Origin of the sequence: Streptomyces sp. NPDC002680 (assembly GCF_042889145.1) — a bacterium.
GTDB classification, from domain to species: domain Bacteria; phylum Actinomycetota; class Actinomycetes; order Streptomycetales; family Streptomycetaceae; genus Streptomyces; species Streptomyces adonidis.
This window is the reverse complement of the sequence record NZ_JBIAQP010000028.1, coordinates 95,780-122,051: the sequence shown is the minus strand read 5'-3', so window position 1 is coordinate 122,051 and position 26,272 is coordinate 95,780. Positions and strand designations below refer to the sequence as shown.

Annotated in this window: 26 protein-coding genes; 14 read left to right on the top strand and 12 right to left on the bottom strand. The window is 68.2% G+C overall.

Annotation, left to right across the window (positions count from 1 at the left end; genetic code table 11):
- Positions 1-219 precede the first annotated feature (219 nt).
- From ACFYXF_RS48060 to ACFYXF_RS48045, 4 genes are all read left to right on the top strand, one after another.
- The gene (locus ACFYXF_RS48060) at positions 220-942 is read left to right on the top strand and encodes an Asp/Glu racemase (RefSeq protein ID WP_389359999.1); all 723 of its coding nucleotides are present in this window, start codon (positions 220-222) and stop codon (positions 940-942) included.
- A 124-nt stretch (positions 943-1,066) separates the two neighbouring features.
- A complete protein-coding gene (locus ACFYXF_RS48055; RefSeq protein ID WP_389359997.1) occupies positions 1,067-1,891 on the top strand; it encodes an alpha/beta fold hydrolase in 825 nt (274 codons plus the stop codon).
- A 108-nt stretch (positions 1,892-1,999) separates the two neighbouring features.
- Positions 2,000-2,617 (top strand): NAD(P)H:quinone oxidoreductase, encoded by a 618-nt coding sequence (gene wrbA, locus ACFYXF_RS48050; protein ID WP_389359995.1) that lies wholly within the window; start codon positions 2,000-2,002, stop codon positions 2,615-2,617.
- A gap of 63 nt (positions 2,618-2,680) precedes the next feature.
- A complete protein-coding gene (locus ACFYXF_RS48045) occupies positions 2,681-3,622 on the top strand; it encodes a hypothetical protein (RefSeq protein WP_389359993.1) in 942 nt (313 codons plus the stop codon).
- Positions 3,623-3,733: 111 nt separating this feature from the next.
- Here ACFYXF_RS48045 and ACFYXF_RS48040 read toward each other — a convergent pair whose 3' ends face one another.
- The 6 genes from ACFYXF_RS48040 to ACFYXF_RS48015 form a co-directional block, all read right to left on the bottom strand.
- Positions 3,734-4,870, bottom strand: a complete 1,137-nt coding sequence (locus ACFYXF_RS48040; protein ID WP_389359991.1) for an LLM class flavin-dependent oxidoreductase — start codon at positions 4,868-4,870, stop codon at positions 3,734-3,736.
- On the bottom strand, positions 4,867-6,084 hold the full coding sequence (locus tag ACFYXF_RS48035) for a flavin-containing monooxygenase (protein ID WP_389359989.1): 1,218 nt from the start codon (positions 6,082-6,084) through the stop codon (positions 4,867-4,869). Before ACFYXF_RS48035 ends, ACFYXF_RS48040 begins: the two co-directional genes overlap by 4 nt.
- Complete coding sequence (locus ACFYXF_RS48030) at positions 6,074-6,802, bottom strand: CE1759 family FMN reductase (protein WP_389359987.1); 729 nt, start codon at positions 6,800-6,802, stop codon at positions 6,074-6,076. The genes ACFYXF_RS48035 and ACFYXF_RS48030 overlap by 11 nt, the downstream gene beginning before the upstream one ends.
- A complete protein-coding gene (locus ACFYXF_RS48025) occupies positions 6,799-7,281 on the bottom strand; it encodes a MarR family winged helix-turn-helix transcriptional regulator (RefSeq protein ID WP_389359985.1) in 483 nt (160 codons plus the stop codon). The genes ACFYXF_RS48030 and ACFYXF_RS48025 overlap by 4 nt, the downstream gene beginning before the upstream one ends.
- On the bottom strand, positions 7,281-8,468 hold the full coding sequence (locus ACFYXF_RS48020) for a CE1758 family FMN-dependent luciferase-like monooxygenase (RefSeq protein ID WP_389360005.1): 1,188 nt from the start codon (positions 8,466-8,468) through the stop codon (positions 7,281-7,283). Before ACFYXF_RS48020 ends, ACFYXF_RS48025 begins: the two co-directional genes overlap by 1 nt.
- Before the next feature lie 362 nt (positions 8,469-8,830).
- The gene (locus ACFYXF_RS48015; protein ID WP_389359983.1) at positions 8,831-9,748 is read right to left on the bottom strand and encodes a LysR family transcriptional regulator; all 918 of its coding nucleotides are present in this window, start codon (positions 9,746-9,748) and stop codon (positions 8,831-8,833) included.
- A gap of 155 nt (positions 9,749-9,903) precedes the next feature.
- On the opposite strand from ACFYXF_RS48015, the gene ACFYXF_RS48010 reads away from it, so the two are divergent.
- The 4 genes from ACFYXF_RS48010 to ACFYXF_RS47995 all read left to right on the top strand — a co-directional run bounded on the left by ACFYXF_RS48010 (position 9,904) and on the right by ACFYXF_RS47995 (position 14,238).
- Positions 9,904-11,643, top strand: a complete 1,740-nt coding sequence (locus ACFYXF_RS48010) for a pyruvate dehydrogenase (protein WP_389359981.1) — start codon at positions 9,904-9,906, stop codon at positions 11,641-11,643.
- Between the two features lie 32 nt (positions 11,644-11,675).
- Entirely contained in the window at positions 11,676-13,334 is a 1,659-nt protein-coding gene (locus ACFYXF_RS48005) for an NAD-dependent malic enzyme (protein WP_389359979.1), read from the top strand.
- Positions 13,335-13,427: 93 nt separating this feature from the next.
- Positions 13,428-13,895: a MarR family winged helix-turn-helix transcriptional regulator gene (locus ACFYXF_RS48000; RefSeq protein WP_389359977.1), complete on the top strand. Its 468-nt coding sequence runs from the start codon at positions 13,428-13,430 to the stop codon at positions 13,893-13,895.
- 160 nt (positions 13,896-14,055) lie between these two features.
- On the top strand, positions 14,056-14,238 hold the full coding sequence (locus ACFYXF_RS47995; RefSeq protein ID WP_389359975.1) for a hypothetical protein: 183 nt from the start codon (positions 14,056-14,058) through the stop codon (positions 14,236-14,238).
- Between the two features lie 47 nt (positions 14,239-14,285).
- On the opposite strand, the gene ACFYXF_RS47990 is transcribed toward ACFYXF_RS47995, so the two are convergent.
- Positions 14,286-14,813 carry a MarR family winged helix-turn-helix transcriptional regulator gene (locus tag ACFYXF_RS47990; RefSeq protein WP_389359973.1) on the bottom strand — a complete coding sequence of 176 codons (528 nt, stop codon included), beginning with the start codon at positions 14,811-14,813 and terminating at the stop codon, positions 14,286-14,288.
- Positions 14,814-15,072: 259 nt separating this feature from the next.
- Between ACFYXF_RS47990 and ACFYXF_RS47985 the strand changes: the two genes are divergently transcribed.
- The gene (locus tag ACFYXF_RS47985) at positions 15,073-16,146 is read left to right on the top strand and encodes an alkene reductase (RefSeq protein ID WP_389359971.1); all 1,074 of its coding nucleotides are present in this window, start codon (positions 15,073-15,075) and stop codon (positions 16,144-16,146) included.
- 530 nt (positions 16,147-16,676) lie between these two features.
- On the opposite strand, the gene ACFYXF_RS47980 is transcribed toward ACFYXF_RS47985, so the two are convergent.
- Positions 16,677-17,192 (bottom strand): flavin reductase family protein, encoded by a 516-nt coding sequence (locus ACFYXF_RS47980; RefSeq protein WP_389359969.1) that lies wholly within the window; start codon positions 17,190-17,192, stop codon positions 16,677-16,679.
- Positions 17,193-17,352: 160 nt separating this feature from the next.
- Here ACFYXF_RS47980 and ACFYXF_RS47975 point away from each other — a divergent pair, with 160 nt between their 5' ends.
- The 5 genes from ACFYXF_RS47975 (at position 17,353) to ACFYXF_RS47955 (ending at position 22,568) form a co-directional block, all read left to right on the top strand.
- On the top strand, positions 17,353-18,114 hold the full coding sequence (locus ACFYXF_RS47975) for a GntR family transcriptional regulator (protein WP_389359967.1): 762 nt from the start codon (positions 17,353-17,355) through the stop codon (positions 18,112-18,114).
- Positions 18,111-18,548, top strand: coding sequence for a heme-binding protein (locus ACFYXF_RS47970; protein ID WP_389359965.1), 438 nt, complete (start codon positions 18,111-18,113; stop codon positions 18,546-18,548). Before ACFYXF_RS47975 ends, ACFYXF_RS47970 begins: the two co-directional genes overlap by 4 nt.
- 2 nt (positions 18,549-18,550) lie before the next feature.
- Positions 18,551-20,275, top strand: coding sequence for a CocE/NonD family hydrolase (locus ACFYXF_RS47965; protein WP_389359963.1), 1,725 nt, complete (start codon positions 18,551-18,553; stop codon positions 20,273-20,275).
- Positions 20,276-20,311: 36 nt separating this feature from the next.
- Positions 20,312-21,421, top strand: coding sequence for an LLM class flavin-dependent oxidoreductase (locus tag ACFYXF_RS47960; protein ID WP_389359961.1), 1,110 nt, complete (start codon positions 20,312-20,314; stop codon positions 21,419-21,421).
- A gap of 259 nt (positions 21,422-21,680) precedes the next feature.
- Positions 21,681-22,568, top strand: coding sequence for an SDR family oxidoreductase (locus ACFYXF_RS47955; protein WP_389359959.1), 888 nt, complete (start codon positions 21,681-21,683; stop codon positions 22,566-22,568).
- 14 nt (positions 22,569-22,582) lie between these two features.
- Here the strand turns inward: ACFYXF_RS47955 and ACFYXF_RS47950 are convergent, their stop codons facing one another.
- The 4 genes from ACFYXF_RS47950 to ACFYXF_RS47935 form a co-directional block, all read right to left on the bottom strand.
- Positions 22,583-23,170: a hypothetical protein gene (locus ACFYXF_RS47950; protein ID WP_389359957.1), complete on the bottom strand. Its 588-nt coding sequence runs from the start codon at positions 23,168-23,170 to the stop codon at positions 22,583-22,585.
- Positions 23,171-23,416: 246 nt separating this feature from the next.
- Complete coding sequence (locus ACFYXF_RS47945; RefSeq protein ID WP_389359955.1) at positions 23,417-24,328, bottom strand: SDR family oxidoreductase; 912 nt, start codon at positions 24,326-24,328, stop codon at positions 23,417-23,419.
- A 251-nt stretch (positions 24,329-24,579) separates the two neighbouring features.
- Positions 24,580-25,056: a MarR family winged helix-turn-helix transcriptional regulator gene (locus tag ACFYXF_RS47940; RefSeq protein ID WP_389359953.1), complete on the bottom strand. Its 477-nt coding sequence runs from the start codon at positions 25,054-25,056 to the stop codon at positions 24,580-24,582.
- A 143-nt stretch (positions 25,057-25,199) separates the two neighbouring features.
- On the bottom strand, positions 25,200-26,105 hold the full coding sequence (locus tag ACFYXF_RS47935) for an NADP-dependent oxidoreductase (protein WP_389359951.1): 906 nt from the start codon (positions 26,103-26,105) through the stop codon (positions 25,200-25,202).
- Positions 26,106-26,272: the final 167 nt, after the last annotated feature.

Here is a 26,272-nt window from a genome sequence, read left to right as displayed (position 1 = left end):
GCAACCAGCCCGAACAACTCGCGGAAGCGGCAACCACCGTCCTTGACTGGCTGGCCGACCGCAGCCTCCACACCCCCACCACCTGAGAACCAACCACAGAGAACGCCCACGGCGGCCGGCGTCCAGCGGATGACCGCGACTCCGGCCGCAGTGCTCCTTCTCCGACTTTTCGATCTTTCCCATGAAAGGCACAGTCCGATGAGTTCCTACCGTGTGGGCATGCTGGTGCCCAGTTCCAACACGACGATGGAGGCGGAGGTACCCGAGGTCCTGCGCCGGGTGACGGCCCAGACCGGTGACCGGTTCACGTTCCACTCCAGCCGGATGCGGATGAAGACGGTCAGCGCGGAAGAGCTCGCCCGCATGAACGCGGACGCCGACCGGGCGGCGATCGAGCTGGCCGACGCTGCGGTGGACGTGATGGCGTACGCCTGTCTGGTCGCCATCATGTCCCAGGGCCGCGGCGTGCACCGGGAGATCGAGCAGCGGCTGGCCAAGACCGCCGCTGCCGCGGGTGCGCCGGTGGACGTCGTCTCCAGCGCCGGGGCACTCGTGGCCGGCCTGCAGCACCTGGGGGCGCGCAAGGTGTCGATCGTGACCCCGTACATGAAGCCCCTGACCGCCCTGGTCGCCGACTACATCGAGGCCGAGGGCATCGAGGTCCAAGACGCCGTCAGCCTGGAGGTGGACGACAACCTCGCCGTCGGACGCCTCGACCCGGCCAACCTGCCCGACATCGTGCGCAGGCTCGACACCCGCGGCGCCGACGCCGTGGTGCTGAGCGCGTGTGTGCAGATGCCGTCCCTGCCCGCGATCCCCGCCGCCGAAGCCGTCGCCGGGCTGCCGGTCATCACCGCCTCCACCGCCACCTCCTGGCAGCTGCTGTCCTCACTCGGCGCCCACACCCCGGTCCCCGACTCCGGCGCACTGTTCCGCGGCTGAGCCGTGCAGTGGTGGAGGAGCGGGAAGCCCCGCGTCCGTTTGTGGGTCGCCTCACCGCCTCCTCCGTCGCCACGCCCCTGTAATCCCCTTTTCTCTGCCGTACTCGTCGGAGGCGACGACCACGATGACTGATTCCCTCCCCTCCTTCTCCACCCTCTCCTCCCGCCTGGTCGAACTGCGTGACGGGTTGAGCATCGCCGTGACCGAGCAGGGTGACGTCGATGCCGCGGGCGGCAAGGGCGTCCTGCTCCTGCACGGCGGTGACGGACCGGCCACGGTCGCCGGCCTTGCGACCGCGCTGGCCGACCGCACTTACGTGATCACCCCGACCCATCCCGGATTCGACGGCCAACCCCGCCCCGACTGGTTCGACGACCCCACCGACCTCGCCCTGGCCTACCTCGACCTCCTCGACACCCTCCGGCTCCGGGACGTCGTGGTCATCGCAAGCTCGCTGGGCGGCTGGATCGCCACTCAGATGGCCCTGCACGACACCCGAGGCAGGCTGGGAAGGCTGGTCCTGATCAACGCAGTCGGCATCGACACCGACGGCCGGGCGAAGACCGTCGACATCAGGGAACTGTCCCCCGCCGAGATCGGCCCCCTCGCCTTCCACGACCCCACCCTGCTGCCCGACCCCGCCACCTTGAGTGAAGAGCAGCTGGTTACGGCCGCCGCCAACCGGGTCGCACTGGAGATCTACGGCGGCGAGCGGTTCAACCATGACCCGAAGCTGCGCCGCCGACTGCACCGCGTCACCCTCCCCGCCCTCGTCCTGTGGGGCGAGGAGGACGGCGTCCTGCCCACCGCATACGGACGCCTCTACGCCGACTCGATCCCCAATGCCCATTTCCGCACCGTCGCCAAGGCCGGCCACCTGCCCCACCTGGAACAGCCCGACCTGACCCTCGCCGCCATCGAGGAGTTCCTCGGCGACAAGGCGGCCTAGATCCGGACGCGTCCCGGCATCCGCCTTCTCGACGGCCTTATAGATGATGCATCAACATTGTCGGGCTGGGGCTTTTCCCAACGACCTCGTTCCCACCGGAGTTCAGCCATGTCCACCCCAGTCAAGCTCGCCGTCATCTACTACTCGGCGACCGGATTCAGCGCCCAGATCGCCCAGGAGATCAGCGACACCGCCGACAAGGAGGGCGTGGAGGTACGCCTGCTCAAGGTCCCCGAGCTCGCCCCGGAGGCGGCCATCGCCGCCAACGACGCCTGGGCCGCCCATGCCGCCGCCGGCGCCCACATCCCCGTGGCCGGCCCGACCGACATCGAGTGGGCCGACGCGGTGATCTTCGGCACGCCCACCCGCTTCGGGAACGTCTCCTCGCAGCTCAAGCATTTCATCGACACCCTCGGCGGCCTGTGGGCGCAGGGCAAGCTGGCCAACAAGGTCTACAGCGGCTTCGTCACCACGGCCACCGCGCACGGCGGACAGGAGTCGACGCTGCTCGCGCTGTACAACTCCATCCACCACTTCGGCGGCATCGTCGTCTCTCCCGGCTACACCGACCCGGTGAAGTACGTGGACGGCAACCCCTACGGCACTTCACACACTGACGGCCAGGGCCAGAACGCCGTCGGCGAGCACACTCGCAACGCCGCCCGCCACCAGGCCCTGCGCGTGATCCAGCTCACGGCCGCGTTCAAGGCCGGCCTGTCCGGCTGAAGCCCCCGCGAACAGCGACGCTACCGGGGCGGCGATGACCGTCCTCGCAAGGAGTATCCGATCATGTCCGCTCACTTCACACGCCGCACTGCCGTTTCCGCGGGCTTGGCCTTGGGCGTGTCCCTCGCGGCCACTTCCACTGTGGCGCAGGCAGCAACAAAGGGCCTCCCGACCGACGCCAAGGACTCTGCCGGTATTACCCGGCTGCAGTGGTCCGCAGTCGCGCTCACCGCCGAGCAGTACCCGGTGATGAAGGAGTTCACCGAGATGGCCCTGGGCCTGGCACTGGTCTTCAGTTCGGCGGAGTCCGCCGTGTTCAGCGCGCCAGATGGCACCCTCTTCGAACTCTGCGGGCCGAAGGCTCCGCCGGCTCCCTGGCGTACCGGCACGACCTCTGCGGCACTCGGGTTTGACGTCAGGAACCTTGCGACGGCCGGCAAAGTGCTGGAGAGGAATGGTGCACGTCGGGTCTCTCCGGTTCGCGTTCTCCCCGGGGAAGGAGCAGGTGGGACCAGCCTCCGCTACTGCTTCTTCCGCGCCCCCGACAACCGCGTCTACAGACTCGCGCAGACCAATGCCGACGCCGACGAGCAGGTGTCCGAAAGCGCCGCCGGTCCCGCCGGAATCAAGCAGCTCGATTTCGCCGGCATCTCACTGACCTCCGAACAGGTCCCCAGGATGAAGGAGTTCGTCGAGGACGGTCTGGGACTCAGCGCGCTGATCCTCGACGGGCTGGGCGACATACCGGAATACAGCATCTTCCTCGCCGAGAACCGAAGCCGGTTCGAGCTCTACGGCCCCGCGGCTCCTCAGCTCCCGTGGCGGACCGGACCCACCTCCATGGCTATGGGCTTCAAGTCCTTCCATCTGGAGGAGGCCATGGCGAATCTGGAGCAGAACGGTGCCGAGTGGGTCACTCCGATTTTCGTGTACGACAACCGCTTCCGCTTCTTCCGCGCCCCCGACGGCCGCATTTACAGCATTTCGGAGACCCGTGCCACCTGAGAGCGGCAGTACCCCGAGCGACAGGCAGAGGTCCATCGTGAAGGTGGTGCTCTCCCGCGGAGCCGGGATCGGGTCACCCGTGACGCGGGCTGCGAGGCCACCTCCTTGGGATCAGGCTTGCGCCCGATCGACTTGATCGGCGGCGTCGCCAACGGTTCGGCCATGGACGGCGGGGCGGCCTCCGTAGGGATCCGCATCGCTCCACAGGGTCGTGGGGGCCGCCTTGCGGACCGTCGGTATGACCTCGCTCGCGAACCGTTCTAGCATGGCCAGCTGCTGCTCGTGCGGGATCACCGTCGGGAGGCTGAAGGACTGCAGGTCGTGACCGAACCCCTCGTGGAACCACAGGATCTTCTCGGCGACCTGCTGCGGCGACCCGACCAGGACGGGGCCGCGCTCGATGGCGTCGTCGATGGTCGCGAACGTCATCTCGTTGCCGGGCGTGTGGTTCCCGGGCTGGTTGAAGTACGCCACGATCTGCTCGTACATCGGCCCGAAGGCCTCCCGCGCCTCCTGGGTCGTGTCGGCGAGGTAGAGGAAGCCCGCGCCCGCGCCGACGTAGGCGAACCGGGGGTCGTGCCCGTGTCGGCCGTACTCCGTGCGGTAGTGGTCGATGAGGGCCGTGTAGTTGTCGCGGGGCTGGATGGCGTTGGCGGAGAAGAGCGGGTCGCCCCACTTCGCCGCGAGGCCCGCCGAGGTCGGCGTGGTCGCCGAGCCGTGCCACACCCGAGGAGCACCGGCGAAGGGCCGCGGCAGGCTGGTGACCTTGTTCAGCGGTCCCCGGAAGCGGCCCTCCCAGGTGACGTCCTCCTCACGCCACAGTTGGCGCAGCAGCTCGTACTTCTCCGCCAGCGCGTCCCACTGGTCGCCGTTGTCGATACCGAACATCGGCAGCTGACGCAGCTCGTTGCCCTTGCCGATGACGAGTTCGAGCCGGCCGCGGGAGAGCTGGTCGATCGTGGCGTAGTCCTCGGCGACGCGCAGCGGGTCGTGGATCGACAGGACCGAGACGCCGGTCTGGATGCGGACCCGGCTGGTGGTCGCGGCGATGGCGCCGAGCAGGACCGTGACGCCGCTGGAGAGGAAGGCACCGGCGTGCCGCTCGCCGAGCGCGACCGCGTCGAAGCCGAACTCCTCGGCGTAGCGCGCGGAGGTCAGTGCCTGGGAGTACCGCTCGTCGGGGCGGATCTCGCGTCCGGTCACCGGGTTCTTGAGGTTCGGCAGAATGTCGAGGACTTGGAACTTCATGAGCTGACTCCTATTTCTTCGCTGGACCTGCCGTCCCCGGCGTATGCGGGTGCCGCGGAACCCGGGTCTCTCGGCATACCGTTCGAGGTGGTGTTCCACTGCCTCAGCAGGCTGTTGACCGCCTGACGGCCGGCGCGGTTCGAGCCGACGGTGGACTGGGACGGTCCGAAACCGATCAGGTGCACACGCGGCTCGCCGGCCACCTGGGTGCCACGCAGGGTGATCCCGCCGATTTCGTTGCGCAGCCCCAGCGGATCCAGGTGGGCCAGGGCGGCCTTGAAGCCGGTGGCCCACAGGATCGCGTCGACCGGCGTGAAGGAACCGTCCGCCTCGCGGACGCCGCCGGGTTCGATGGCGGTGAACATGGGACGACGCTCAAGTGCCCCGCGCTCCTTCGCCGCCAGCGCGTACGGGGTCCAGCCCAGGTCGGTGTAGGAGACGACGCTGCCGGTGGGCCTGCCCGCTTCGACGTCGGCGGCGACCTTGGCGATGATCTCGCGGCCTGCCTCGGCATTGAAATTGCCCTCGCGGAAGACGGGTTCGCGGCGTGTGTACCAGAAGGTGGTGGCCACGCGGGAGATCTCCTCCAGTTGCTGGAGTGCCGAGATGCCACCGCCGACGACGGCGACCCGGAGGCCGGCGAACCGGTCGGCCGAGACGTAGTCGCGGGTGTGCACCTGGATGCCGGTGAAGCTCTCCTGCCCCGGGTAGTGGGGGCGGACGGGGTTGGTCCAGGTGCCGGTGGCGTTGATGACCGCCCGGGTTGTCCAGGTTCCGGCGCTGGACTCGACCGTGAGCTCTCCGTCGGGCCGGTCGTCCACCCGCCGTACGGCGGTGACGGTCACCGGACGCAGCATCGGCAGATCGGTCGCCTGCTCGAAGGCGGTGAAGTAGCGCGGTACCGCGGTGCGACTGGGCTCGTCGGGGTCGACGGGCGGTTGCGGGAAATCGGGCAGGTCGAAGATGCCGTTCACGGTGTTCATCCGCAGCGATTCCCAGCGGTGCCGCCACGCCCCGCCGGCCGCCGGCTCGGCGTCGAGCACTACGAAGGTCCGGTCGCCGGCGGGGGCGTCCGGGCCGGTCAGGGCGCTGGTGAAGCCGCGTCGCTTGAGGTGGTAGCCGGCCGAGAGGCCCGACTGCCCGCCGCCGACGACCACGACCGTCGCGCGCCGACTCGCTCGCTCGGATGCCGAAACGGTTGCGTCAGCGTGCATCGGCCTGGTCACCGCCTTGTGGGCGTGCGCTTCCGCCGGTGGCGAGCCGCATGAGGTCGGTGCTGAAGTCGACGTCGTCCAGGGACCGTTGGGCCCGGGTGGCGTTGCCGCCGAACTGGTGCTGGTAGCCGTTCCAGTTGCTGTCGGCGATCTGCCGGCCCGCTCCGCTGCGCAGCATGACGGAGAGCTCCTGCGCGGCGCGGGCGATGCGCTTGCCGAGGTCGGTGGATCCCCAGTCCTCGGGGGCGGCGTAGAGGGAAGTGGGCATCGGCAGCGCCCGCAGGAACGCGAACAGCGGCCGGAGCTGCTCGTCGACGACCATGGCGTGTCGTGCGCTGCCGCCCGTCGCGGCGAGGACGACCGGTCTGGCGATCAGCAGATCGTTGTCGATCAGGTCGGCGAACGACTTGAACAGACCGCTGATCCCCGCCTTGTAGACCGGGGTGGCGGCGATGACCGCGTCGGCGGAGGCGAGCCGCTCCATGGCCGACTGCACCTTTGCGTTGGGCATGCCGGAGACGATGCCCAACGCGATGTCCGTGGCGAGAGGAGCCAGATCGATCGAGCGCACGGTCGCCGTCGTGCCTGACGCCTGGAGGGTGTCGAGTGTCTTCTGGCTGACGCGGTCGGCGAGCAGGCGGGTCGAGGACGGCTCACTGACGCCGGCGTTGACGACGGCTATCGTGACCGGCCTCGCATGGGGTGTGAGATCGCTCATGCCATGTTCCTCACGGGTGCTATCGGGTGGTGGGCGGCGGTGGCCGGGGTCGCGGCGACCAGCGCTCGCATGAGCCCGCGCAGCGTGTGAAGCTGCTCGGGCGTCAGGGCGCGGGTCATCGCGGCCGTGACATGCCGGGCGTGTGCGCGGCCGAGGCGCCGCTGGACCTCGTGGCCGTCGGCGGTGAGGAAGAGGCGGTAGGCGCGGGCGTCGCCGGGATCGGGCCGGCGTTGGATGAGGCCGCGCTGCTCCAGACGGGCGACGAGCCGGGACACCCCGGCCTGGGTGAGCAGGGCGTCGTCGATCAGGTCGGTGATCCGCAAGCCGTCGCTCGCCCCGGCCAGCGCGTAGAGCACGCCGTACTCGCGTGGTGTGACGTCACCCCAGTCGTCCACGCACTGGAACTCGCGTGCGAGGGTCGCCTGGGCCCGGAACATCGCGTCCCAGGCCTCGTTCGCCAGCCGGGTGGCGCCGGCCATCAGAACGCCGCCGGGAAACCGGCCTCGACGGCCGGGTCGCTGTCCTGGTAAGGCGAGGTGCCCGACAGGTTGTCGCCCCGGTTCGGGTTCGGACGCGGCTGACGCGGCTCTGCGTCACCGTACTTCGCCTTGACCAGTGAGGCGTGGGTCGGTGCGTCCGGGACACCGGGGCTGCGGCGCGCCGCCATCTCCTTGCGCAGTACCGGGACCACCTCGGTGCCCAGCAGTTCGACCTGCTCCAGCACCAGGTCGACCGGCAGGCCGAGGCCGTCTACCCCGAAAAGCTGACGCTGGTAGTCGCCGAAGCCCTCCTGGAAGGTGAGAACCTTCTCGATCACTTCCTGCGGGCTGCCGACGGTCAGGGGCGTGGCGGCTATGTAGTTCTCCAGGTTCGAGGACCGAAAGACGGGGTGGCTCTCGAAATAGGGGCGGAAGGCGTTTACCGCGTCCTGGGACCGCTTGGCGATGAACGCGTGACCGCCGAGCCCGACGATCGCCTGCTCGGCCGTGCCGTGGCCGTAGTGCTCGAACCGCTTCCGATACAGGTTGACCAGCGGCTTGAAGTGGAAGTTCGGCGCGAGGATGTGGTTGGCGAAGAACCCGTTGCCGTAGTAGGCCGCCTGCTCGGCGGTCTCCGGGGTGCGGATCGATCCGTGCCACACGAACGGCGGGACGTCGTCGAGCGGACGCGGGGTGGAGGTGAAGCCCTGCAACGGGGTGCGGAACTGTCCTTCCCAGTCCACGACGTCCTCGCGCCACAGCCGGTGCAGCAGGTTGTAGTTCTCCAGCGACAGCGGGACGCCCTCACGGATGTCCTTGCCGAACCAGGGATAGACCGGGACCGTGTTCCCGCGTCCGAGCATGAGGTCCAGGCGGCCCTTGGCGACGTGCTGCACCATCGCGTAGTCCTCGGCGATCTTCACCGGATCGTTGGTGGTGATCAGAGTGACGGCGGTGCTCAGGATGATCCGCTCGGTCAGAGCCGCGATGTGGGCGAGCAGCGCCGGGGGAGACGAGGTCACGAACGGCGGGTTGTGATGCTCGCCCAACGCGAACACGTCGAGGCCGACCTCGTCGGCGCGCCGGGCGATTTTGATCAGGTTGCTGATCCGCTCGGCCTCGCTCTGGGTGTAGCCGGTGGTCGGGTCCGGTGAGATGTCACCGACACCGAAGATGCCGAACTGCATCATGGGGCTCCTTGCGGTTTACATGACTGCGCACGAGACTCTATAGGTTGATGCGTCAAGCATCTCGGCGTGTGCTGCTTGCGGCTTCCGTCACGCGCGAGGCGCATCTCGTGCTGGTGCATCAATCAAAGCATATAGTTGATGCATCATCTACATGGGTGTCCTGCGGTCGTCTGCAGGCACCAAGTTCGCCGTCGGCGATGAGGAGCTCGGAGCGGCGGTGACCGGTTTCGGCCGGCGGAGGGAAGGGCACCGGAACCACGATCAGGGGGACCGGAGTCGGACTCGTTCCGACTCCGGCAGGAGCGACGACGCCCCCAAGGGGGCCGCGTCCGATCCGAGGGGTGGTGTGGCCGGCTCTCTCATCCCGGCCACTCGCGCAGCACATGGTCCCGGAAGGCACGTGAGGCAGGCGGCAGTGGGTGGTCGTCGAACCAGGCGAGGCCGATCTGCCGGGCGCATACGGGACTGCTCACCGGGATCAGGGGCACGGCGCCCTCGCCGCGCGCTGCTTCGGCGGGGGCGGCTCCTCGTGAGAGGCCCGGCTGCTGGCTGGGCAGCAGGCTGACCCCGAGCCCCGCGCCGACCAGGCCCCGCAGGGTGGCGACCTCGTCTCCTTCGAAGGCGATGCGCGGTGCGAAGCCGGCTTCGTGGCAGATCTCCTCCACGAGGGTGCGCAGTCCCATGCCGGTACGCAGTACGACGAACGGCTCGTCGGTGACCTCGGCGAGCCGCACCTTTTGGCGGCGGGCGAGCCGGTGCCTGGGCGGGACGGCGAGCAGCAGCGGCTCGGTCAGGAGCCGTCGCCACCGCAGGTGATCGGGTGCATCGGGGCTGGGGGTCGTGATGGCAAGGTTCACGGCGCCGGAGCGCAACGTGTCGATGAGCGCGCGGTCTGCGTCCTGGCGCAGATCGAAGCGGGCGCCGGGGTGGGCGTGGAGGTAGCCGCTGATCAGCTCGGGCACCAGCCAGGTGCCGAACGTGTGCATGAAGCCCAGCGGCACCACGCCCGTGTCGGGCTCCACGAACTCGGAGATGGCCCGCAGTCCGTCGTCCCACCGGGCCAGCACGGTGTCGGCGTACTCCTTGAACAACCGTCCCGCGGGAGTCGGGTGCAGTCGTCTCCCGCTGCGGCGCAGGAGCGTGGCGCCGACCTCCTGCTCCAGGCGGGCCAGGGTCCTGGTGACGACGGGCTGGGTGATGTTGGCGAGGCGGGCGGTCTCCGTGACGGTCTCCCCGTCGGCGACCGCCTGGAACCAGCGCAGGGCTTGCAGATCCATGCCGTGATCCTCCATCCATGTCTATGCGGCATGGATAACACGGAAGACTGTTATTGGACGCATGGACGTCCCAGCTCTATCGTGGATGCATCAACTATATCGGAGGCGGCCGGGAGCCGCACGACACGGGTGCGCCCGAGGGAAGAAGTGCGGCGATGCGAGATGTGACCGTGGCCCAGCAGATGGTGGACATCCTGCGCCAGGCGGGTGTGGAGCGGATCTACGGGGTGGTGGGCGACAGCCTGAACTCGGTGGTCGACGCGGTACGGCGCACCGACGGCATCGAGTGGGTGCATGTCCGCAACGAGGAGGCCGCCGCTCTAGCCGCCGCGGCGGAGGCGCAACTGACCGGCAAGCTCGCGGTGTGCGCCGGAAGCTGCGGCCCCGGCAACACCCACCTGATCCAGGGCCTGTACGACGCCCAACGCTCCGGTGCACCCGTGCTGGCGATCGCTTCGCACATCCCCTCCCGCCAGATCGGCACCGGCTTCTTCCAGGAGACCCACCCGGAGCGGCTGTTCATCGAGTGCAGTGACTACTGCGAGATGATCGGCACGCCCGAGCAGATGCCCCGGGTGCTGCGGATCGCCCTGCAGCGCGCCCTCGGCAACAACGGGGTATCGGTGCTCGTCATCCCGGGCGACGTCGCGCACGCCCAGGCGACCCACCCGACCGGCACGAGTGACCTTGTCACCGAACGCGGCCGCGTCGTCCCGCCGGACACGCAGGTGCGGGCGCTGGCGGAGAAGCTGAACGCGGCACGGAAGGTGATGCTGTTCGCCGGCGCCGGCGTCCGGGACGCGCACGCCGAGGTCATGGCACTCGCCGAGAAGGCCGCCGCCCCGGTCGGACACTCGCTGCGCGGCAAGGAGTGGATCCAGTTCGACAACGCCTACGACGTCGGCATGAGCGGATTGCTGGGCTACGGCGCCTGCTACGAGGCGATGCATGACGCCGACCTGGTCGTCCTGCTGGGCACCGACTTCCCGTACAACGACTTCCTGCCGCAGGCGCGGACCGTGCAGATCGACCACGAGGTGGGGAACCTCGGCCGCCGGACGGTGCTGGATCTCGGTGTCCACGGCGACGTAGGGGAGACGCTGCGCGCGGTGCTGCCGCTGGTGGAGGCGAAGCGGGACCGCTCCTACCTGGACCGCATGCTGCGCAAGCACGCCAAGTCCCTGGAGACGGTGGTCGCCGCCTACACCCGCAAGGTCGAGCGGCACATCCCGATCCACCCCGAGTACGCGGCCTCCGTTCTGGACGAACTCGCCGCCGACGACGCCGTGTTCACCGTCGACACCGGGATGTCCAACGTGTGGGCGGCGCGCTACCTGACCCCCAACGGGCGGCGCCGGGTGATCGGTTCGTTCCTGCACGGCACGATGGCCAACGCGCTGCCGCACGCCATCGGCGCACAGTTCGCCGATGGTGGCCGCCAAGTTATCTCCATGTCCGGCGACGGTGGGCTCGGCATGCTGATGGGCGAACTGCTCACCGTGAAGTTGCACAACCTGCCGGTGAAGACGATCGTGTTCAACAACTCCTCCCTCGGGATGGTGAAGTTGGAGATGCTGGTCGAGGGGCTGCCCGAGTACGAGACCGACCACGGGCCGGTGGACTTCGCTGCGATCGCCCGCGGCGCGGGTATCGAGGCGATCCGCATCGAACGCCCCGAGGACGTCGTCGCCGGCCTCAAGCAGGCCCTCGCCCATGACGGCCCGGTCCTGGTCGACCTGGTGACCGATGCCAACGCGCTGTCGATTCCGCCGCACATCTCGGCCGCCCAGGTGAAGGGGTTCGCCTTCGCGGCGGGCCGGACCGTGCTCGACGGAGGCGTCGGCAAGATGCTCGACCTGGCACGCGCCAACCTGCGCAACATCCCCCGCCCCTGAACCCGTCCACCGTGTACCTGTGAGGAAACGTCATGACTTCGACCAGCCCGGCCAGTGCCCACGGGGCGGCCCTGCTCGCTGACCCCCTGCTCAACAAGGGCACTGCCTTCAGCTCGCAAGAACGCATCGAACTCGGCCTGGACGGGCTGCTGCCACCGGCGACGGAGACCCTCGAAGAACAGGCGAACCGTGCGTACGAGGCGTTCCTCGCGTACGACAAACCGCTCAACCGGCACATCTATCTGCGGCAGCTGCAGGACACCAACGAAGTCCTCTTCTACCACCTGCTGACTCGTCACCTGGAGGAGATGCTGCCGATCGTCTACACCCCGACGGTCGGCGACGCCTGCCGCCGCTTCAGCGAGATCTACCGCAAGCCACGCGGTCTGTTCCTGACGTACGAGGACCGCCACCGTTTCCGGGAGATCCTGCGCAATCGGCCGAACCCGGAGATCGACGTCATCGTCGTCACCGACGGCCAGCGCATCCTGGGCCTGGGCGACCAGGGTGTCGGGGGCATGGGCATCCCGATCGGCAAGCTCAGCCTCTACACGGCCATTGGCGGCATCCACCCGGCGCGTACCCTCCCGATCCTGCTCGATGTCGGCACCGACAACGAGGAGCTGCTGGCCGGCAAGCACTATCTCGGCCGCGCGCAGCACCGCGTCACCGGAGCGGCGTACGACGAAATGATCGAGGCGTTCGTCTGCGCCGTGGAGGCCGAACTGCCAGGGACCCTCCTTCAGTGGGAGGACTTCGCCACCACGCACGCCCGCCCGATCCTCGGCCGCTACCAGGACCGGCTGCTGACCTTCAACGACGACATCCAGGGCACCGCGGCTGTGGCCCTCGGCGCGCTGAGCACCGCCACGAAGGTTGCCGGAGCGCGGCTGACCAACCACCGCGTCGTGGTCCTCGGCGCGGGATCGGCGGCGATCGGGGTCGCCGACATGATCCGCACTGCCCTCGTCGAGGAAGGGCTCTCCGAGCAGCAGGCGGCCGACCGCTTCTGGTTCGTCGACATCGACGGTCTGCTGGTGCGCTCCCGCACCGACCTCACGCCCGAGCAGCGGGTCTACGCGCGCGACGACACGGAGGTACGGGACTGGGATGCCGGTGCGCTCGACCTCGCGGAGGTGGTCGCGGAGGTGAAGCCGACGGCGCTGATCGGGCTGTCCACTGCGCATGGCGCGTTCACCGAGGAGATCGTGCGGACGATGGCCGCGGCCTGCGACCGGCCGGTGGTCCTTCCGCTGTCCAACCCCACCTCGCACGCCGAGGCAGACCCCGCCGACCTCGCCCGCTGGACCGACGGCCGGGCGCTGATCGCCGCCGGTTCCCCCTTCCCGCCGCTGAAGCTGGACGGGCGCGAAGTGCCGGTGGCGCAGGCCAACAACGTCTACGTCTTCCCGGCCGTCGGACTGGCCGCGGCCGCCTGCCGGGCCTCCCGGGTGACCGACCGCATGATGGTGGCCGCGGCGCGGGCTGTGGGGGAGTGCGCGGTACGAGCGGGCGCGGACGGGGCGACCCCGTTGCTGCCGCCGCTGGCGGGCATGCGGGAGGCGGCCCGCGAGATCGCGCTGGCCGTGGCCAAGGCCGCGGTGGAGGACGGGGTGGCACCCGAGGCCACGGAAGCCGAGCTGCGCGACGCGATCTCGGCGGCGCAGTGGACACCGCGATACGCGTCCTGACCGCTGGGCCTCGCACGCCGTGCACGGGATGGTGTGCTGATGGGACGCCCTCTCTCAGCTGGGTGACCCGTCAACTCCTTTACACTCGCTTGTATGGATGACGAAGTGCGGTGGTTGACGGCGGAGGAGCAGCACGCCTGGCGGAGCTTTGTTCGGTTGCATGAGCGGCTGGGGGGCCGTCTGTCACGCATGCTGCAGAGTGAGTCGAAGCTATCGGCCGCGGATTTCGCCGTGCTGGTCAATCTGACGGACGTGCCGGAAGGCCGGCAGCGTTACCAGGATCTGGCCCGGGTGCTCGAGTGGGAGAAGAGCCGGATGTCCCACCACATCGCGCGGATGGCCGGACGGGGGCTGGTGATCCGGGAGGAGTGCCCCGAAGACGCGCGGGGAGCGTTTGTGGTGATCACGGACGTCGGGCGTGCGGCGATCGAGGCGGCGGCTCCGCGGCATGTGGAGGCGGTGCGGGAGCTGTTCCTGGACCATGTCACCCCGGCGGAGCTGCGGACGCTGGCTGACATTTCCGACCGGGTGGTGGCGAAGCTGGACGAGGACCCCGCCTGATCGACTGTACGGACCTTCGGTCGCGTCAGCTGGGCCGGTACACGGTTCTTGTGACTCGCAGAGGTAGTCGGTTGCTGCCGGCGGTCATGGCGTGGAGTCGTAGAGGGCGCCGTGAAGTCACTGTGGCATCGCTTGCGGCGATGACTTGTGGGCCGCAAGCATGCTCGGCAGACCCTCCGCTCCTGGCCAACACCGCGGACACGGCGGGCGGGTCGAGATCCCGGGCAGGCACGGCTTCCGCTTCTCCTTTCTGATCGCGACACCCGCCCTGGCCGTCGAACTGATCCTGCCTGTCTCCCTGCCCCGGCAGTGCCCGGGGCCCCGGACCGAGGCGGCGGGTTGAGCCCAGGTCCGGATGGCGGCTTCCGGCCCGTCGTGTGGTCCGGTCCCTCAGCCGAGTTGTGCCGCGGCCCGCGTGAGGCTGTCCTCGATCCGGCCCAGGACTTCGAGGGCTTCGGCCTGCTCCTCGGGGGTGAGGCCGTTGACGGTGCTGGCCTCGAGATCGAGCCACGCGCGCTCCACCTCCTGCCGCAGGGCGTTGCTGGCGGCCGTGGGTTCCACGATGGTGGCCCGCTTGTCGCTGGGTGAGGGGCGGCGACGTACGAAGCCCGCGTTCTCCAGGCGTTGAACGGTGCGGGTCATGGTGGCGGCGTCGGACCCGAGCAGGCGGACGAGGTCGGTCTGGCGCTGAGGGCCGCGGTCCCACAGCTGCATCATGACCAGTTCTTGGCCGGGGTGGAGGCCGACGCGGCGCAATAGCTGCCCCGCGAGCATGCGGTGCACGCGGCCCACGCGAAAGATCGCGTGACTGAGGGGGCCGGCCGCGACGGAAGGCGGCAGCGGTAAGGGGCCGTCAGCCGACGGCGTCGTCCGGGCTGCGCTCGAGCGACTTTCGTCCGCTCTCTCCGGCTGGGTCATTTCTTCCTCGCTGGGCGGGTGTCGGAACTTGCTTGAACAAGTAGACGCTACCCGAGTCGCTGAGTCTCCGTGGATCCGGCAAGACCGCCGCTTTCGACCGACCCTGCTGCGCGAAAACGGTCGAGGTGACATGGCTCACGAGTGCGAGGGGATGGCTCGGTGAGGTTTACTTGTTCAGACAGTAAACGGCGCGATCGGCGCTGGTACGTCATGGGCTGCAGTAAACGGCGGCCCGCCTGTGAGACAAGGAAAACGATCCATGGCAACGGCCTTCCAGTCCTACGACCTCAATGGCAAGCAGCTGGCCAACCGCATCGTGATGGCTCCGATGACCCGCAGCCGCGCATACGGTGACGGGCAGTGCGTGACCGACCTGTCGGCCACCTACTACGCGCAGCGGGCGAGCGCCGGTCTGATCATCACCGAGGGCACTCAGCCGTCGGTGGTCGGCCAGGGCTACCCCGCCACCCCGGGCATTCACTCGGACGAGCAGGTCGCCGCCTGGCGCAAGGTCACCGACGCCGTGCACGCCGAAGGCGGTGTGATCTACCTGCAGCTGATGCACACCGGCCGGGTCGGCCATCCGAGCCTGATGGGCCTTCAGCCGGTCGGCCCGTCCGCCGTCACGGCCAAGGGGCAGGTCTACACGCAGACCGGCCCGCAGGACTTCGTGGAGCCGAAGGAACTCACCGAAGCCGAGATCCGCGAGACGATCGCCGACTATGCCTCCGCCGCGCGCAACGCGATCGAGGCCGGCTTCGACGGCGTGGAGCTGCATGGCGCCAACGGCTACCTGATCCACCAGTTCCTGGCCCCGAACTCCAACCAGCGCACAGACGGCTGGGGCGGTTCGCCGCAGGCCCGCATCCGCTTCGCCGTCGAGACCGCCAAGGCCGTCGCCGAAGCCATCGGCGCGGACAAGCTCGGCTTCCGGATCTCTCCCGGAAACCCCTTCAACGACATCGACGAGTCCGACCGGACCGACGTGGAGGCGACCTACACTGCGCTGGTCGACGCGCTCGCCCCGCTCGGCCTGGCCTACCTCCACCAGATGGAGGCCCCCGAGGCCCGCGATCTGACCCTCCGGCTGCGCAAGCAGTTCCCGGGCACCTACATCCTCAACCCCTTCACCGCCCCGCGGCCCACCGGTCCGGAGGAGCTGCAGCTGATCGAGGACGGCACCGCCGACCTGATCGCCTACGGCGCCCTGTTCCTGGCCAACCCCGACCTGCCCAAGCGGCTTGCTGCCGGCGGCCCCTTCAGCACCCCGGACCCCGCGACCTTCTACGGCGGTGACCACACCGGTTACACCGACTACCCGACCCACGCCTGACCTTCGGGCGTCAAGCCTGCACATGTGCCCCCGGCCGGATCCACCCGGCCGGGGGCACATGTGCAGGCGCGCAGCTTTTCCTGTCCGGACAACTCATGGGCCGACCGGAGGGCAAGTACGAGGAGTCGAGCGCCACGACGGAGGTCGGATTTCGGTGCGCGACGAGCGGGAGTTCACACTTGGCGGCGGAACGGGCAAGTTCTTTGTCAAGGGCCGACTCGACCGCTCGCTCCTCCGGCACAAGTTCGCAGATGGCGCCCACCGCCGAAAGCCTCACCTGGGGCGCGGTCTCGACCGATTGTCCCGGTTCGGGAGCCCAGCAGCTCTACTTTGACCCGCAAGTGTTTAGTTCGGTTCGAACAGCCCGGGCCGTGACCGCAGCCGGAGGTGCGCCGGACTGTGAACGCGACAAGCCGTGTTGTGGCAAGGCTCGCGGCGAAGGTCACGCTGCCTTGGGTACGGCTGTCATTGACGTCCATGAGGGACGTCAGGCTGCTACCGCAGCGCCTCTTCGCGCCTCTGTGCTGTGATCACGCTTCGGCCGCCCTGCGAGCGCCGCCGACGACCACGTCATCCGTGATGGCCCCGACGGTCGAGAACACATGATCGTGGTAGACGAGCGGCGAGCGCTGGCCTATCTCGGCGTGCTCGACGGTTCCCAGCACGACCACATGGTCGCCACCGTCGAGAAGTCCGCTTGTCCGGCATGCCAACCACACGGCAACGCCGGGCAGCCGCGGCAGTCCCGCGTCGGGACGCCAATCCACCGACGCGAACTTGTCGGGACTCTTCTTGCTGAAGTTGGCCGCGAGCACCTTCTGGTCACTGGCCAGCACGTTGACGCCGAAGTGCTCGGCGTCCCGCAGTTTGGCCAGCAGCTCCGATTGCCGGTCCAGGGCGACGGAGATCATCGGCGGATCAAGTGACAGAGAAGTGAACGCGCCGACGGTGGTGCCGTGCGGGCGCTCCTCCGATAGCGCTGTCACGACGACGACCGGAGTAGCGACCTGGGACATGGCAGCACGAAACAGATCGGGTTCGACCATGACGCCTCCTGAGTGCTGGTATCAGTTCTGTCTACAGAATGACCCCTTAATCGCGTGTTCACAAGGCCATATTCGTGCTGAATCATCTTGACGGTAGGTGAATCTGTCGACAGAATGCTGAGTGTCGCCACATGGACCGAGACACGCAGGGGCTACGACGATGGTCGAACGATCACCAGACGCGCTGACTGCAGCGGAGCCCGGGAGCGAGGCGGGTCAGGGAACCGTCACCCTCGACGCGGTTCACGAATTGCTGCGCAACCGGATCCTGCACGGCGAACTCCCGCCAGGAGCGGTCGTGTCCCAAGCTGATCTGTCGCGCGACCTGGGGGTGTCCCGCTCCCCGATCCGCGAGGCCTGCCGGTTGTTGGAGCGGGAAGGGCTCGTGGTCTCGCGGCACAACCGCCGCGTCCAGGTTGCCGACTTCTCAATGAAGGACCTGGAGGAGCTCTACGCCTCACGGCTGGTGCTGGAGCCGCTGGCGCTGACCGTGCGTGTCCCGTCTCTGACAGAGAGGGAACGGGATGAGATGGCCGCGGCGCTCGAGGAGATGCGGCAAAGCGCCGAGCAGCGCGACTACGACCGGTTCACGACTCCGCACGAGCGGTACCACTCGGTTCTGTACTCGGACATCGATGGCCGGTTGCTGCGGCAGATCAAGCAGTTGTCCGATCACGCGAGCCGGTATCGCCGCGTCTACATGACTCAGACACCGAGCGCCTGGGACGTGGTCATAGGGCACGACATCAGAATCCTGCAAGCGGTGTCCCGAGGGGATGCCGTTGCCGCTGGTGCGGAGCTGGCCCGGCATCTGGCTGCCACAGCGCTGTCGATGATGGCGCTGATGGATCCGCTGCACGACCCACGCCTGCTCCGTGCCGCGCTGCACCAAGCCTGTCACAGTGAGGAAGGAACGAGATGAGTGATTCGGAACCGACCACCCTCGAGCGGTCGACGGTGAGCTACGAGACGGCTCGCCGACTGATCGAGGCCGCTGTCGGGAGCGCACGCGAGGCCGGTATTCCGGCGGCGGTCGTCGTCAGCGATGTCGCCGGTGAGCCGATCGCGATCGCGCGCACGGACGGCGCCGGCCTGCTGCCCCTGAAGGTGGCATCCGACAAAGCCTGGACGGCTGCCAATGCCGGTGCTCCCACCGAGCAGGTGCACGCCTTCGTCACTATGGACCCGGCGGCGCTGGCGTACATGCCGGCAGTGCCCAGGTTCTGCTCGGTCGCCGGCGGGCTTCCGATCACCGGCGGCGGTCGCGTGATCGGTGCGATCGGCGTGAGCGGCGGCGCCAGCGCTCAGGATGCGGTCGTGGCCCGCGCCGCGCTTGATGCCCTCGGGGAGCTGTAGAGATGTTCGGGGTCAACTGGCGCACCTCGCCACGACAGTACGACGTGCGGGTCGAGCGCCATGTGCGCATCGTGATGGACGACGGCGTCGAGCTCGACGCGCAGGTGTACCGGCCGGACTCCGACGGCCAGTTCCCTGGCCTGCTCGGGGTGCACGCCTACGACGCCGCCATGCAGACCGCGCATTCACGCCCTCGTGCGATGAACCTGGCGAACGCTCAGGCCGAGGCCGGCGACCCGTACTTCTACGCACGGCGCGGATACGTCCATGTGATCGTCAACGCGCGTGGTACCGGCACCTCGGGCGGCCGCTACTCCCACTACGGACCGCGCGATGTCGACGACATGGTCGGCGTCATCGAGTGGATGGCGGCCCAGCCGTGGTGCACGGGCGGTGTCGGGATGTTCGGCGTGTCCTACTTCGCCGTAGCGGCGAAGCAGGTCGCGGCCCGCAACCCGGAACCGCTCAAGGCCGTGTTCGCGCCGTTCGGATACACCGATTTCTATCGCGACAAGTTCTACCACGGGGGCATCCTCGCCCGGAACTTCGTCACGTCGTGGACCAAGCAGTTGGCCAACGTCCAGGTCGAGGGATGGAGCAAGAAGGCGCTCGGCGAGGAGGAGTACGCCCGCCGCTTGGAGCAGTTGCGCGCCGACCCGGACATCACAGCGGTGCCCGGGCTCGCGGCCGCGCTCGCCGCGCCGGACGTGAACGCGCACCCGTTGATCGTCGACGTGCTGATGAACTCGGTGGACGGCCCCTACTGGCACGAACGCAACCCCGACCTCACGGCCATCCGTGTGCCCATCGTGCTGGGCGCCTGCTGGGGCATGTACGGACTGCACCTGCCCGGCGAGTTCCGGGCGTGGAAGCAGATCGACGCGCCCAAGAAGTTGATCGTCGGGCCGCCGATCTACCTCAACCGACCGGTCTACCAGTATGCGGAGGAGTCACTGCGCTGGTTCGACCACTGGCTCAAGGGCAATGACACGGGTTACCTCGACGAGCCGCCCGTGCAGTTGTTCGTGCAGGGCGACGACGGTAAGGGCTCCTGGCTCGACGCCCACGAGTGGCCATTGCCGCAGACCGCGTGGCACAGCTTCTACCTTCACCGCGAAGGACTGCTGTCGGAACACGAGCACTGGCCCTTCGAAGGCGCGTCCGGCTACGAGGACAACATTTACAACGGCCGTGACGCCGTCACCTTCACCACGCCCCCGCTGGTCGAACGCACCGAAGTGGTCGGGCCGGCGACCGCGACGGTTTACGCGGCCACCACAGACGACGAGTTGCTGCTGTTCCTCTCGTTGTGGGTGGTCGATGTCGACGGCAGCCGCCACCTGCTCACTCGTGGCTGGCTCCGCGGAACTCTGCGGGAGGTGGACGAGGCTCGATCCGAACCCTGGCTCCCCGAGCACACCTACACCAATCCCAAACCCGTGACACCTGACGCGGTGCACCGGTACGAGATTTCGCTGTCCCCGACCGCCTACGTGTTCACTCCCGGTCAGCGTATCCAGCTTCAGGTCAGCTCCTCCGACCTCGAACCGCCCGAGAGGTTCGTCGATGTGGTCGCCTCGGGCCATCTGCTCAGGCGCAGTCCCTCCTGGGTCAGCATCCTGCACGATGCCGAACACCCGTCAGAACTGAAGCTTCCCATCACCAATGGCAACCGCATCGGTACCTACATGTCCGCCGATGCCGCCCTTTCCGCACCGATCTCCTGACCCCCAGCAATCCGCCAACGACGACGGAGGCAAAAAATGATCAAGCCCTGGCTGTTCGACAACTTCAACTACCCGTGGTCCCCCGACCCCACGAAGTTCGACACCGAGGCCACCCAGGACCTCTTCGACTGGCACCTCGATGCGTGGGAGCTGGCCGAGCGTGTCGGCTTCGAGGGCGTGTTCTTCAGCGAACACCACTACACTCCCTACGCCTTGAGCCCGTCCGCCAATCTTCTGGTCGCCGCGCTCGCTCAGCGCACCCAGCGGCTGAAGCTCGGCGTCATGGCGAACATCCTGCCGATGCACAACCCGCGTCGGCTGGCCGAAGAGTACGCGATGCTGGACTATCTCACCCACGGGCGGCTCGAGATCGGCCTCGGCCGGGGTGTCGATGAAAGGGAGTTCGAGCGCGAAGGCATCCCGCTGAAGGAAACGCGAGCCCGGTTTCAAGACGGTCTGCGTCTGATCGAAGAGATGCTCTCGAAGCCGGTCTTCACGCATACCGGCGAGTACTCGAACTTCGCGGAGACGTCGATGTGGCCGCAACCGCGGCAGTCCATGTCGGAGCGGCCTCCGATCTGGGTCACCGCACTCAGCCCGGAGACCGTCGACTGGTGTGGCGAGAAGGGCTACAACATCTCCACGGCTTTCCAGCCCACCGAGAAGCTGCGTGCCACACACGACAGGTACCGTGCTGCGGCACGAAAGGCGGGGAACCCTGCAGGGCCGGACTCCGTGATGGTGCTCAGGAACGTCTACGTCGCGGAAACCGATGAGGAAGCCCGCGCCATCGCCGAGCCCGCTCTCAACCACATGTTCGGGCTGTACAAGGAGTCCGTCGTCTGGAAGGACATCGAGAACACCGTCCCCGAGGGGTACGACACCGAGTTCTACCAGTCGTTCTTCCGTCCCTTCGCCGGATCCGGTCCGATGAACTGGGAGACCCTCGTAGATCTCGGGATCTTCATTGTCGGGTCACCGAGCACCGTCCGCGACACGCTGTTGAAGCAGGCACACGAGCTGGGGACCTCGAACCTCCTGCTGTGGGGCGCCTTCGGGACCTTGTCGAAGGAAGAGACGATGAACTCCTTCGAACTGCTCGGGCGCGAAGTCTTCCCCGCGCTGCGTGAGGAGACCGTCGACTAGCACGGTCTCAACGTGACCGTGGCGCGGGCCGTGCGGGCAGTGATTTCCCGCACGGCCCCCGCCCGCGGACCTGAGCCGCTTGGGAGCACTCACCGATCGGTGACGTCTGTGCTGCGACGAGTGCCTGCGTGGTCGCCATGGTGGTACTCCAGCGCGACGGCCTGGTCGACCCTCCCGCGCACCGGATGGCCTGACACCGCCCGATTCGTGCGGCCCGAGGGTTTTGCGCGGTCGGCACAACGGCCTTGAAGGAGATGACATGACGACGTTGGCCGGTAAGACGCTTTTCATAACAGGCGGCAGCCGCGGTATCGGTCTCGCGATCGCATTGCGTGCGGCCCGTGACGGGGCAAATGTGGCTATCGCTGCAAAGACGACGGAGCTCCACCCGCGGCTACCCGGCACGATCTACACGGCCGCCCGCGAGATCGAATCTGTTGGCGGCCAGGCGTTGCCGCTCACCTGTGACGTTCGGTCCGATGACCAGGTCAGCGCTGCCGTATCGGAAACCGTGAAACGGTTCGGCGGCATCGATATCTGTGTCAATAATGCGAGCGCGATCAGTCTCACGAATACCGTGGATACTGAAATGAAGCGTTTCGACCTGATGCATCAGGTAAACATGCGTGGCACTTTCCTGGTGTCAAAAACCTGCCTGCCCCATCTCGAGGCCGCGGACAACCCGCACATCCTGAACCTGTCGCCTCCGTTGGGGATGGTGTCCGGATGGTTCGGTATGCACCTCGCGTACACGATGTCCAAGATGGGGATGAGTATGTGCACTCTCGGCCTGGCGGAAGAAGTCCGAGATGCCGGGATCGGAGTCAACTCGCTCTGGCCGCTCACGTTGATCGACACTGCAGCTGTGCGCAATGTGGTCGCCGCTGCTACAGGCCCGGCAGTCGGCCGAAAGCCCGCCATCGTCGCCGACGCCGCCCACGCAATCCTGGTCAAGCCGGCGGAGCACTGCACTGGGAACTTCTTCATCGACGAGGAGGTCCTCCGCGCGGAAGGGGTGCGCGACCTCGATCGCTACTCCGCCCAACCCGGCACCACGCCGGCAGTTGACTTCTTCGTCCCGGACGGACTTCTCCAACTGCTCGGCAACCACCCCGAGCCAACGGGCTCGGACACTCTTCCAGCCTGATCGCATCATCGCGCTCAAGGGCTCGACACACAGTCCTCGTCGCCCGTCGTCATACGGTTGGTCAGCCCTCGAGTGTCGAGTCGGCTGTGCTGCTCCACGCGCGGGTGCCGGACGCGTCGCCGCAGGAGGGGACGAAGCCGAAGTCCCGGATCGTCCGCTGGTCGTCCAACAGCGCCGGTGAAATGGGCGGTGCCGTGGACGCGGACCTTGCGTGTCCGACAGGGCTCCGCAGCCGACCAGCACCAGCGCCACGCCCACACCGTTTGGGCAGACGGTGTGGGCGTGGCGGCGATCTTGCCGTCGTCCATCACCGGGTGATCGACACCGAGCCACCGCAGCATGTCGGCGCGAGCCGGCCTGCGGGTGGTGGCGATTGCGGTGGCGTACGTGCCCTTTGCCAGCGCGCCCCGTTCGGGCCGGCCGTGGACGTCCCGCCGGATCAGCGGGGTCTGTCTGGACTTGGGGTCCAGGCCGTGGTGAGGAGCCGAGGGCTGTCTGGGCATTTCCGGGAGTGCGCCCAGCGTCGACCACGGCAGGTCCGTACCAGTAGATCGCCTGGCCGCCAGAGTCAGACCGCTGTCCTGCGGGGCCTCGATCACCACGTCGGCACCCTCGGTCCCGGGATGCGCGACAGGTCACATCTGAGTCGGCGAGCCCCTTGCCGGTCGTCACCTCCGCCTCGTTCACCCCGAACGCCTGCACTCGGATCCCGTGCCCAGCCCGGCTTTATCGCGGGCACGGGACGTCCTTGACGACGAGCTTGTCCACGCTGATGAATCCGTCGTGGCGGTTCGCCACACATCGATGGGACCCCTGCCCGGGCAACTGGACCGGGACGCGGGCGCCCATCACTGGTGCCGTGCCGTGCTCAGCTCGTCGGTGTACCGGGCGATGGCGTCCTCGGCCGTGGGGACGGGGCCGAACAGCTGCTCCTGCCGGCGGGTGTCGGCGACATAGCGGCCCGTGTCGAACCAGCCGAACATCGCGGCCATGTCCTTGACCACCGGCGAGAAGCGGCCCACGATGGCTCCTGATGCGCGTGTGACGGTCGAAGGGACGGCCCACACCTTGATCTTCTTTCCGGCCCGGCTGCCCATCAGGTCGGCCACCTCGCGCATGCTGACCGGACGGTCCCATCCGATGTCGATGCGCTCGCCGTCGTCGGCCTCGGCGTCGACCGCCGCCGCCAGGCACGCCGCGAGATCCGAGGTGTGGACCCAGGTCAGCGGGACGGCGGCCTTGCTCATCCAGATCAGGCGGCCCTTGTCGACCGGGTCACCCGCCATGCTCGCGATCTGGTCGAAAAACGCCCCCGGGCGCAGGGCGACGAACGGGACGCCGAGCTGTTCGAGCTTGTCCTCGGCGATCTTCTTGTGCCAGAAGTGCGGAACCTGGGGCGTCTGGTCACTGGTGAGGATGCTGGTCAGGACGAACCGCCGAATGCCGGAGCGGTGGGCGGCCTCGGCGAGGTTGGCGTTGCCGACGGTGTCGATGTCGTGCGCGTTCTTGCCGCCGCGGGTATAGCCGGCAGCGGTGGTGATGACGGCATCGGCGCCGTTCATGGCGGCGACGAGCGAGTCGACGTCGAGCATGTCGCCGCGGGCGATCTCGACACCCCGGCTTTCGAGCCTGCTCGCGTCGGTGGTCGGCCGGACCAAGGCGCGGACGTTCTTGCCGCGCTTGAGTAGTTCGTCGACGACCTTGCCGCCGAGGGAGCCGGTCGCGCCGACGACGAGGACGGGCGGCGGGGTGGTGGTCATGGAGGTCTCACTTCCATCAGGTCAGTGGTGGGGGGATTGGGTGGGTGGGGCAGGGGCCGCGATGTGGGCGTCGTCGGTCTGGGTCTCTCAAAGGGGGGCCCGTGGTAGGCGGATCAGCTCGCGCGGGTCACCGCCAGACTGTTGCCTTTCCCTGAATGATTTCGGCCTACCTGAAGCAATTTGCAATACTATGTCCGCATGCTCGCCTGTATGTCACATAGAGGGCGCCAAGACGGGGGTAAACAGGGGAGTTAGCTGGACTCTTCCTGAGGAAGAGCGGGGCTGTTGATCGCGTCGGCTATGGCGTAGGCCATGCGGACGAAGGACTCTGCCTGCTGCGCCGACAGGTTCTGCGCGGAGGATTCCTCCAGGGCCCGCCACATGGCCGCGATGGGCTCGCGCATGGCACGGCCCTTGTCGGTGAGGTGGACGACCATGACCCGCCGGTCGTGTTCGGCCGGCTCGCGGACGAGCAGGCCGGCGTCCTGCATGCGGCGCAGGGACTTGGACACGGTGGAGTGGTCCAGGCCGACGCTTTCGAGCAGTTCGGACTGGGTCTGGCCGTCCCGGTCGAGGAGTTGCATGAGCAGCAGTTCCTGTCCGGGATGCAGGTCCATCTCGCGGAGCATGACGCCGGCGCGGGCGCGGTGGGCGCGGGCGAGCTGGAAGATCGCGTAACTCATCGGCCCCTCGCTGGCCGTAGACGGGGTGCGGTGTGTGGCGGGCATGGTTCGGTTCCTCAGATGGTTCGTGTGGGGAGTCGGTGTAGCCGGCCACTCCGCCGCCGTAGAAGGTCGCCGGGTCGCGGGTGTTCGGCGGCGCGTCAGGGCGTAGCCGCTCGACCAGTTCCGGGTTGGCGAGCGGGGCGTGATCAGTCGACGGTGAGGACGATCTTGCCTCGGACATGCCCGGCGCCGCTGACCTGCTGGGCCGTGGCGGCCTGATCGAGCGGGTAGGCGTTGACGGTGGTGACGAGCTTGCCGGTCGCGGCGTCCTGGGCCAGCGCGGCCAGGCGGGCGGCGGAGCGGTCCTGGCCACCGCTGGAGAAGGTGATGCCGAGCTGGTGCGCGCTGAGGTCGGCGATGGTGACGATGCGCTCGGTGCCGCCGCGCAGGGTGATGGAGTCCTCCAGGGCGCCCTTTCCGGCCAGGTCGAACACGGCGTCCACGCCGTCGGGGGCGAGTGCCCGGACCCGCTCGACCAGGCCCTCGCCGTAGAGGGTCGCGGTGGCGCCGAGCGAGGTGAGGTAGTCCTGGTTGGCGGGGCCGGCGGTGCCGATGACGCGTGCTCCGCGGGCCGTGGCGAGCTGGACCGCCAGGGTGCCGACCGCTCCGGCCGCGCCGTGCATCAGCACGGTCTCCCCGGCCGCGACGTCCAGCAGGTCCAGGACCCGCTCGGCCGTCTCGGCGGCCACCGGCAGCGCGACCGCGTGCTGCCAGTCGAGGCCGGCGGGCTTGGGGGCCACGGTGGTGGCCAGCGCGTACTGGGCGTACGAACCGGTGTCCGACCAGCCCACCACCTCATCGCCCACCTGCACGTCCCGCACTCCTTCACCCAAGGCGTCCACCACGCCGGCGAGCTCGTGACCGGGGACGGAGGGGAGCGTGGTGGGGAACACGGCCTCCATGGCTCCGGAGCGGACCTTGCCGTCCAGCGCGTTCAGCCCGGCCGCCTTGACGCGGACGCGGATCTGCCCGGGGCCGGGCTGCGGGACCTCGATGTCCGCCTCGTGCAGCACTTCCGGGCCTCCGAAACGGTCGAACAGGATGGCTTTCATGATGGCTCCTCTCATGGCGCCACCCATTTAGGTGGCTGGACACATAACTAACTTAACAGGAAACAGGTGGCTAGCCAAGTATTCGCCTGCGCTCGGGCTGCGCAAGATCGGTCGCGGTCGCGTCGCCTCGGGAGGCGGTCGGCGTGGGCGGTGCCTGCCGGAGCGAG

Coding starts and splice junctions, on each gene's coding strand:
- ACFYXF_RS48060 (WP_389359999.1), top strand. CDS start 220: ATGCTGGTGCCCAGTTCCAACACGACGATGGAGGCGGAGGTACCCGAG.
- ACFYXF_RS48055 (WP_389359997.1), top strand. CDS start 1,067: ATGACTGATTCCCTCCCCTCCTTCTCCACCCTCTCCTCCCGCCTGGTC.
- wrbA (WP_389359995.1), top strand. CDS start 2,000: ATGTCCACCCCAGTCAAGCTCGCCGTCATCTACTACTCGGCGACCGGA.
- ACFYXF_RS48045 (WP_389359993.1), top strand. CDS start 2,681: ATGTCCGCTCACTTCACACGCCGCACTGCCGTTTCCGCGGGCTTGGCC.
- ACFYXF_RS48040 (WP_389359991.1), bottom strand. CDS start 4,870: ATGAAGTTCCAAGTCCTCGACATTCTGCCGAACCTCAAGAACCCGGTG.
- ACFYXF_RS48035 (WP_389359989.1), bottom strand. CDS start 6,084: ATGCACGCTGACGCAACCGTTTCGGCATCCGAGCGAGCGAGTCGGCGC.
- ACFYXF_RS48030 (WP_389359987.1), bottom strand. CDS start 6,802: ATGAGCGATCTCACACCCCATGCGAGGCCGGTCACGATAGCCGTCGTC.
- ACFYXF_RS48025 (WP_389359985.1), bottom strand. CDS start 7,281: ATGGCCGGCGCCACCCGGCTGGCGAACGAGGCCTGGGACGCGATGTTC.
- ACFYXF_RS48020 (WP_389360005.1), bottom strand. CDS start 8,468: ATGCAGTTCGGCATCTTCGGTGTCGGTGACATCTCACCGGACCCGACC.
- ACFYXF_RS48015 (WP_389359983.1), bottom strand. CDS start 9,748: ATGGATCTGCAAGCCCTGCGCTGGTTCCAGGCGGTCGCCGACGGGGAG.
- ACFYXF_RS48010 (WP_389359981.1), top strand. CDS start 9,904: ATGCGAGATGTGACCGTGGCCCAGCAGATGGTGGACATCCTGCGCCAG.
- ACFYXF_RS48005 (WP_389359979.1), top strand. CDS start 11,676: ATGACTTCGACCAGCCCGGCCAGTGCCCACGGGGCGGCCCTGCTCGCT.
- ACFYXF_RS48000 (WP_389359977.1), top strand. CDS start 13,428: ATGGATGACGAAGTGCGGTGGTTGACGGCGGAGGAGCAGCACGCCTGG.
- ACFYXF_RS47995 (WP_389359975.1), top strand. CDS start 14,056: ATGCTCGGCAGACCCTCCGCTCCTGGCCAACACCGCGGACACGGCGGG.
- ACFYXF_RS47990 (WP_389359973.1), bottom strand. CDS start 14,813: ATGACCCAGCCGGAGAGAGCGGACGAAAGTCGCTCGAGCGCAGCCCGG.
- ACFYXF_RS47985 (WP_389359971.1), top strand. CDS start 15,073: ATGGCAACGGCCTTCCAGTCCTACGACCTCAATGGCAAGCAGCTGGCC.
- ACFYXF_RS47980 (WP_389359969.1), bottom strand. CDS start 17,192: ATGGTCGAACCCGATCTGTTTCGTGCTGCCATGTCCCAGGTCGCTACT.
- ACFYXF_RS47975 (WP_389359967.1), top strand. CDS start 17,353: ATGGTCGAACGATCACCAGACGCGCTGACTGCAGCGGAGCCCGGGAGC.
- ACFYXF_RS47970 (WP_389359965.1), top strand. CDS start 18,111: ATGAGTGATTCGGAACCGACCACCCTCGAGCGGTCGACGGTGAGCTAC.
- ACFYXF_RS47965 (WP_389359963.1), top strand. CDS start 18,551: ATGTTCGGGGTCAACTGGCGCACCTCGCCACGACAGTACGACGTGCGG.
- ACFYXF_RS47960 (WP_389359961.1), top strand. CDS start 20,312: ATGATCAAGCCCTGGCTGTTCGACAACTTCAACTACCCGTGGTCCCCC.
- ACFYXF_RS47955 (WP_389359959.1), top strand. CDS start 21,681: ATGACGACGTTGGCCGGTAAGACGCTTTTCATAACAGGCGGCAGCCGC.
- ACFYXF_RS47945 (WP_389359955.1), bottom strand. CDS start 24,328: ATGACCACCACCCCGCCGCCCGTCCTCGTCGTCGGCGCGACCGGCTCC.
- ACFYXF_RS47940 (WP_389359953.1), bottom strand. CDS start 25,056: ATGCCCGCCACACACCGCACCCCGTCTACGGCCAGCGAGGGGCCGATG.
- ACFYXF_RS47935 (WP_389359951.1), bottom strand. CDS start 26,105: ATGAAAGCCATCCTGTTCGACCGTTTCGGAGGCCCGGAAGTGCTGCAC.